The following is a 7,336-nucleotide window of genomic DNA, read 5'->3' on the forward strand; positions in this document are numbered from 1 at the left end:
CCATGCGCGTTTCCACCTCACAAATTTATAACCTCGCTAACATTAGCATGACCAATGCTCAGTCGGCGGTGAACAGAACCAACGAGCAGATCAGCACCGGCAAACGTGTGTTGTCGCCTGCCGACGATCCCGTGGCAGCTACAAAGATCCTGCGGTTGAACCAGGAATTGGCGCGCGCAGATCAATTTGATAAAAACATCAGTGCTGCCGAACACGCACTCAACCAGGAAGAAGTGGCCCTTGACGGTATCGTCAACCTGCTGCAACGTATGAAGGAGCTTTCGGTTCAAGCGGGTAACACAGGTGTGCTGACCAGGAATGACTACCAGGCACTGGCCGCCGAGGTGGACAGCCGACTTGAGGAGCTGCTTAACCTACAAAATACTCGCAACAGCTCCGGCCAGTATATTTTTGCGGGTCACCAGGGCAGTACCCGACCGTTTGTGGCTGATGGTGGAGGCAACTATTCGTATCACGGCGATGAAGGTCAGTTGCGCCTTCAGGCCTCTGAGAATGTCACAGTGCCGGTCAGTGATTCCGGTAAGCGTCTGTTTGTGGATATTAAAAGCAGCCACAACACCTTTGATACCTTTCCCAGTAGCAGCAATCGGGCGAATCCACCGGCCGGTATCAGTGTTGGGCAGGTGATCGATCAGGAAGCGTTTGACCAGTTTTATCCGCGGGACCTAAAAATCACCTTTAATGCTGACGAAGCTCTGGATCCGCCCCAGGCCAACTTCACCATTACCGAACGCGCCAGCGGCAAAGTGCTGATGGCCAATGAGCCATACAGCCACGGTGACACCATTGAATTGCACGGCATGCAATTTGATATCACTGGCCAGCCCATGCCGGGCGTGGCCGCTCAGCCTGCCACTATTGATTTTGGTGTTGTGGGAACGGTTGATTTTACGGCAGCGCCCGCCACCGTCCGAGTTCGGGTGGGTGGTGTAACGGAAACGCTGGTGCTGGATCGCAACGTCACCAACGCCACAGAGCTTGCTGCGGCGCTGAATAGTAGTGTGGAAACGGTCCCAGGAAGCGGTGCCGCCGCCAACAGCGCCAAGCTGGCCAACCTCGGTGTGAGCGTCAGCGAACTCGGCTTTAGCTCCGATCGGGGTCTGGATATCAGCGTCACCAGCGGCACAGCAGATACAGATACTGCTTTTGGTTTTGCCACGCAGAACGAAGGCACCACTGCCACCAACGGCCAACGAGCCCAGCCCGGTGACGTGTTTCATGTTCAAACCACGGACAAACAAGGCTTGCTGACCACTTTGTCACGGCTGAGTCATGCCATGCGCAATGTGGAAGACAACCCAGAAAGTAAGAACGCTTTAAGCGAGGTGGTAGCGAAAACGCTGTCCAACCTGGACAATGCCTTAACCAATGTGATTTCGGTACAAGGCGAGGTGGGCGCGCGGCTTAATACACTGGAAAGTTCGCGTGAACTCAATGCGGATGCCAAACTCCATAATGAGAAGGTGCTAGCGGACATACAGGATCTGGATTACGCCGAAGCGTCCACGCGCTTGGCCATGGAGAGTTTTGTGCTCAGTGCCGCTCAGCAAAGTTTTATGAAAGTCAGCAGTATGTCACTGTTCAACTATATGTAATCGCGGTCCAGCAGGCTGTTGTAAGAATACGTTATTCAACAGCCTGCTAGCCATTTGGTGAACCGCACAACCCGATAAGGTGTACTCACATGCCCGATGACGTGGAGGCATTACTGGCCCCGCTGCACGAGTTTCACAAGCGCTCCGTTGAGCTCTTGGCTCTGGCTCACGCGGGTGACTGGGCCACTTTCGAGGAGCGTCTGGCCGAGCGTGAAGCGGGCTTGTCAGTGCTGACCGAGAGCCAGTTTCTGATCGCCGTGGCCAAAGCCGACTGCGCTGACGAGCTGCGCCAGGGCATTGCCGATATACAAGAGCTGAATGATCAAATCGTTGAGCTGGCGGAACAGAGCAAAGCCCAGATCAGTGCGGATCTCAAGGAAAGCCAATTGGCAGAGAAGGGCATTCAGGCTTATGAGGCGGGTAAGGCAGGGCGTTGAGTAAGGCCTTGATTGTTGTTAACTTTGATCACCGGCACGGAACGGATACCCGGTGGTTTGAGACACGCTGCACATAAGGCCCCTACGCGCTCCCGGCGCTTCGGGGCACCTCGCTTCCCTGCGAGTCGTCCATGTACGCTCCGCGTCGGCTTCCTGCCTCTGAGGGTCTCAAGCCTCAGGCTATCCTTTCCTTCGGCTCTGCTAAACGACACTCTAGGCGAAAAGAACTCGGTAGTCTGAGACTACCAGGGGCGTGCAGGGTGAGTGTTCAGCAAGCCTCAAAAGAGGGACCTTTTGAGGCAGTCCCCAGGGAGGGGTTCACGACGTTTGCTGAACACTCACCCTGCGCGGCCCGAGGGCCAGCTTACGAAGCTGCTAATTCGATTATTTATTTCGGACCGCAGTGCGGGAATCCAGAGACTCTCTAACCTACTGATTTATAAGAAATATCCCCCAAGTTCCCCTCCTAAGCAACTTTTTTTCTAAAGCCCACCCGTTTTCTGTCGATAAGCTTTACAGAAGACCTGGCACTCATGCTTTCCCAGGCTTCAGTGTCCGACTTGTCCCACGGCTGCTAAGGCCTGTGAACAGGAACAAAAATTAGGAGAAACATTATGTCTCTAGTAATCAATACCAACGTTGCCTCCCTGAATTCACAGCGTCAGCTGATGCAATCAGGTAACGCCCTGGACCAGGCCACTGAGCGTCTGTCTTCGGGTAACCGCATCAACTCAGCAAAAGACGACGCCGCCGGCCTCGCCATTGCCAACCGTATGACCTCACAGACCCGTGGCTTGGATCAAGCGATCCGTAACGCCAACGACGGCGTGTCCATGATTCAAACCGCCGAAGGTGCTCTGCAGGAAACCACCAACATCCTCCAGCGTATGCGCGAACTGGCCATTCAGTCCGCTAACGGCATCTACTCAGACGGCGACCGCGCCACTCTGAATGCCGAGGTGGCTCAGCTGGTTGCAGAGATGGACCGCATCTCTACCTCAACCTCCTTCAACGGTCAAAAACTGCTGGACGGAACTCTGGGTCAGGTCAACCTGCAAGTGGGCTCTGAGTCCAACCAGGTGATCAGCGTAGAAGTGGGTGCGATGGACTCCAAGACTCTTGGTGGCATGACCACTGGTGATGTGATTGGTGCGGCTGCTACCGATGGGCTGGCGGCTGCGCTTAATCTCATAACTGGGCAACCAGAAGTGGGTGAAGACGGGGTTATTATGACCATCAACGGACAGTCTGTCGGTGACCTTAGCGGTGCAGACAACCTGGCCGAAGCCCTGTCCATCATCAACAGTAATATCGCTGGCGTGGAGGCTAGTGCCTTTACAGAAATGACGGCTGGTGCGGAAGGTGACGGCGTGCTGCGCGGGTCCGATGTGGTGACCTTGACACTGAATGATCCAGATGGCCAGGCGCAAACTTTCGAAATCGGTAATACCGGTAGCATGAGTGAGCTGGTTGACAAAATCAATGCCAAAACCGGCGGCCAGATCAAAGCAGAAATTAACGACAGTGGCCGTTTGGTTCTGAGCAACGCCGAAGGCGGTAGCATTAACGTGACAGGTGACGCCGCGTTGAGTGCGCTTGGAATCGACGGAAGCGTAATACTAGTAGACGGAGACGGTGACCCAATACTTGACGCCGATAATAACGAGCAAGTAATTGGTACAACACAAGAAGCCCAACTCGTATTCACCATCACCGACAGCAACATTAAGAATGTCGATATTGCGTTCGAAGGGGTGAATGACGGCGATGACGTGGCCGCAGCACAGGCGATTGGTGTTAATGCTCGAAGCGGCGGCGATATCAGTGGCTTTATGATCAACGACGGCCCCGACACGGCTGGTGATGGAACCACGAGTACTCTCGCGGGCTTCGCCGAAGGCGACCTGGTGATCAACGGGGTCAGTATTGGCGCTGTCGCTGATACAACGGCTACGCAAGACGGGACCGATCCGGGAGATGTGACGCAAGCAAGTGGTGCCGACCATGCCGCTAAAATTGCCGAAGCCATTAACAAGCTCTCATCCGAGACTGGTGTTGTTGCTTCCGTAGGTGACAATAACAACCTGGTTCTTAACTCAGTTGACGGCAAAGAAATGTCAATCTCTTTGAGTGGAGCAGCGACCACTGAAAATACCGGTCTTCTGGTCACCAACGACGCCGCCACCTTGGGCAACTCCATCGCCGATCTGGATATCTCCACTCAAGCCGGTGCTCAGCGCGCTATCGACACCATCGACCGTGCATTGACCGCCATCAACGACACTCGAGCTGACCTGGGTGCGATCAACAACCGCCTGGATTTCACCGTCTCTAACTTGGCTAACATCAGCGAGAAGACGTCTGCCGCTAAGTCGCGGATCATGGACGCCGACTTTGCTGCTGAAACGGCTGCCTTGAGCCGGTCACAAGTACTGCAACAAGCGGCTTCGGCCATGCTGGCTCAGGCTAACGCCCGTCCCCAGCAAGTACTGCAGTTGCTGCAGTAATAACGGAGCGGAACTCCGCCGGGGGCAACCCCGGCGGAATCTCCATTGAGAGGATTAGGTTATGAGTGACGTGTCTAGCATCAGTGCAGCGATCAACACCGCGAGCACCCAGGCTTCACCCTCATCTGCCAAATCCGGGGCCGGCGCAAGCGGCAAATCTTTGCCGCCGGTACCAGCTCCAGCTAAGCCCAGTACGGCAGTTCAGAATAAGGAGGCTCTGGAGAACATCCGCGAAAGCCTTCGTTCTGCGGTAGCGCAAATGAACGAATATGTTCAGTCTACCCAGCGGGACCTGCAGTTTAGCTACGATGAAGAACTGAGCAGCACTGTTGTTCGTGTTTTGGATCGACAAACCAAGGAGGTCATTCGGCAGATACCTGACGAAATCTTCCTGAAGTTGGCTCGAAACTTGAATGTGAATGAACCGGTGCAGCTTTTTAGTAGCCAGGCTTAGTTTGGCAGTTAAAGGCAACCAGCACGCTGGCTTGCCGAACCTCTTGAAAGGGTGCCCAGTGGGCACCCTTTTTTTTGTGGTGCTCGGTCGGCGGCTCTGAGGGAGCCTACTCCTGGATCCCCGCGTACGCGGGGAAGACAAGGGTTGAGTAGTGCCTGGACGGCATACACTTGCTGATCGTCATTCCCGCGCAAGCGGGAATCCATGGTTTGAAAAGTGTGCCTAAAGTTTATACAGAAACTGCCGCTAGCTCAGTAGCAGGCAAACCCAGCATTGGAGTCCGTCATGGTCGATAGCGTCGGAAATATACTTAACCAGATTGGTGGCAATTCCTCCGGCATCAACACCCGCCAGTTGGTGGATGATCTGGTGAAGCTGGAGCGAGCTCCCCAGGACCAGCGCCTCGACGCACGAGAAGAGCGGCTGGAAGCGCAGATTTCCGGTATTGGCATGCTGCGCAGCGCCATGGACGAGCTGCAGACCGCTCTAGGCCCACTGGCCGACCCGGAGACGTTTGACGCCAAGCAGGCGGCTATCCCTAACACCAACCTTATGGCCATTTCCAAGCTGGGGGCAGATTCAGTACCCGGCAACTACCGGTTGCGTATCGAGCAAGTGGCTCAATCCCATTCAGTGAGTTCGGGAGCATTTGAAAGCCTGAACGCCCCTATCGGTGAGGGCAGCCTCACACTGCGTTTAGGCGGCTGGGAAAACGAAAGTTTTACGGTCGATCCGAGCAAAACCGGTGCGACCATCAATATTGATTCAAGTAACAACACCCTGGCGGGTCTGCGGGATGCTATCAACAAATCCGGCATCGGCGTACAGGCCAGTATCGTGGGTAAGGAAGGCAGTTACCAGTTGTTGCTCACTAGCCCCACTGGCGCCACCAATGAGCTGGAAATCACCGCCGAGGAAACACCGGGTGAGCCCGGTCTAGCCGCTTTTAACTTCAATACTGACAGTCAAAACCTGACCCAACATCAGCAAGGGTTGGACGCCATTATGACTCTGAACGGGTTTCAAGTAACCCGTGACAGCAATACCATTACCGACGTGATCGATGGGGTTGAGTTTGACATTTTCAACAGCAATCCCAACGAAGAAATCAATATCAACATCACCGCCGACCGAAGCACGGCGGAAGAAGCCATTCGTAATTTTGTGGAAGCGTACAACATCTTTCAAAAAGAGATGAGCAAGCTCACGGGGTTTAACTCAGAAGAGGGGACCGAGGGTGCTTTGCGCAACGACTCTTTGGCGCGAAACCTAATGCAAACCGTTCGGGGCATGATGGGTAGCGCCGTGCCGGGCATTGAAGATGGCTTTAATACATTGGCTAGCCTGGGCATTCGCACCAAACTTAACGGTAGCTTGGAGATCGTAGAGAACGGTAGCAATACAGATTTTCGTGCGGCTATGGACAACAACTTCGATATGGTCCGCAGGTTGTTTGTACCCACCACATCGTCGGACAATTCTAGGGTAGAAGTCACCGGCCATAGTCGGCGGACTCAGCCAGGTAATTACGAAGTTGAAATTACCCAGCAGGCCACACGGGGCGCCCTGCAAGCCAACCCAGTGACGGCTGGGTTCCCGTTGGACACTACAGGAAAAGATTACAGTTTTACGATTCGTGTGAATGGAAAGGATGCTGAAATTTCGATTCCAGAAGGCCGAGTGTTCGACAATGGTGAGGAGTTGGCAGCGGAGTTGCAGACGCTGATTAATTTGGACAGCAATCTGAAAAGCGCTAATGCGGCCGTGAATGTTGTTTTTGATCAAGATACTCAGCAGTTGACCTTTGAATCGAGAATGTACGGCCGAGAAAGCCGTGTGTCATTCAGGGCGGTGGGCGCCGATGCGGCCGAATTGGGTATTGAAGTTGGCAACGGTGTCGTAGGTAAGGATGTTCAAGGCACGATTAATGGCAAAGATGCGTTCGGCTTCGGAAATGTCTTGCGCGGCGCGGTGGGAACACCGGCCGAAGGTTTGAGTATGCTGATCGCGCCGGGCGCCACCACAGCCACAGTGAACTTTTCTGGCGGCTTCGGCAGTAATATGGCGACCATGATGGACACCTATCTGCGGAATTCTGGGCTGCTCAGCGAGCGTGAAAGTAATATTCGGGATAGCTTGAAGGAAGTTGACGAAGATAGGGAAAAGGTAGACCGACGCAGCGAAGCCTTCCGAGCCCGCCAGGAAGCTCAGTTCCGTGCCATGGAACAAATTATCCGCAGCCTGAACAGCACGGGTGATTTCTTGAAAGACATCAATGATCGCCTACCGTTTACGGCGCCTAAGCGGTAATCTGTTTGTTCA

5 protein-coding genes are annotated in these 7,336 nt (G+C 54.3%); all 5 read left to right on the forward strand.

Annotation, left to right across the window (positions count from 1 at the left end; genetic code table 11):
* Positions 1-2 precede the first annotated feature (2 nt).
* Positions 3-1,616: a flagellar hook-associated protein FlgL gene (gene flgL, locus RBH33_RS11565; RefSeq protein ID WP_306732346.1), complete on the forward strand. Its 1,614-nt coding sequence runs from the start codon at positions 3-5 to the stop codon at positions 1,614-1,616.
* Positions 1,617-1,705: 89 nt separating this feature from the next.
* On the forward strand, positions 1,706-2,053 hold the full coding sequence (locus tag RBH33_RS11570; protein WP_306732347.1) for a flagellar protein FliT: 348 nt from the start codon (positions 1,706-1,708) through the stop codon (positions 2,051-2,053).
* A gap of 614 nt (positions 2,054-2,667) precedes the next feature.
* A complete protein-coding gene (locus tag RBH33_RS11575; RefSeq protein ID WP_306732348.1) occupies positions 2,668-4,560 on the forward strand; it encodes a flagellin N-terminal helical domain-containing protein in 1,893 nt (630 codons plus the stop codon).
* A 61-nt stretch (positions 4,561-4,621) separates the two neighbouring features.
* Positions 4,622-5,014, forward strand: coding sequence for a flagellar protein FlaG (locus tag RBH33_RS11580; RefSeq protein ID WP_306732349.1), 393 nt, complete (start codon positions 4,622-4,624; stop codon positions 5,012-5,014).
* A gap of 285 nt (positions 5,015-5,299) precedes the next feature.
* Positions 5,300-7,324 (forward strand): flagellar filament capping protein FliD, encoded by a 2,025-nt coding sequence (gene fliD / locus RBH33_RS11585; RefSeq protein WP_306732350.1) that lies wholly within the window; start codon positions 5,300-5,302, stop codon positions 7,322-7,324.
* Positions 7,325-7,336 lie beyond the last annotated feature (12 nt).

This window comes from Marinimicrobium hydrolyticum (assembly GCF_030848505.1).
In the GTDB taxonomy this organism is placed as follows: domain Bacteria; phylum Pseudomonadota; class Gammaproteobacteria; order Pseudomonadales; family Cellvibrionaceae; genus JAVDDU01.

Excerpts from the sequence above, each read along its gene's own strand:
- flgL (WP_306732346.1), top strand. The coding sequence starts at position 3 with ATGCGCGTTTCCACCTCACAAATTTATAACCTCGCTAACATTAGCATG.
- RBH33_RS11570 (WP_306732347.1), top strand. The coding sequence starts at position 1,706 with ATGCCCGATGACGTGGAGGCATTACTGGCCCCGCTGCACGAGTTTCAC.
- RBH33_RS11575 (WP_306732348.1), top strand. The coding sequence starts at position 2,668 with ATGTCTCTAGTAATCAATACCAACGTTGCCTCCCTGAATTCACAGCGT.
- RBH33_RS11580 (WP_306732349.1), top strand. The coding sequence starts at position 4,622 with ATGAGTGACGTGTCTAGCATCAGTGCAGCGATCAACACCGCGAGCACC.
- fliD (WP_306732350.1), top strand. The coding sequence starts at position 5,300 with ATGGTCGATAGCGTCGGAAATATACTTAACCAGATTGGTGGCAATTCC.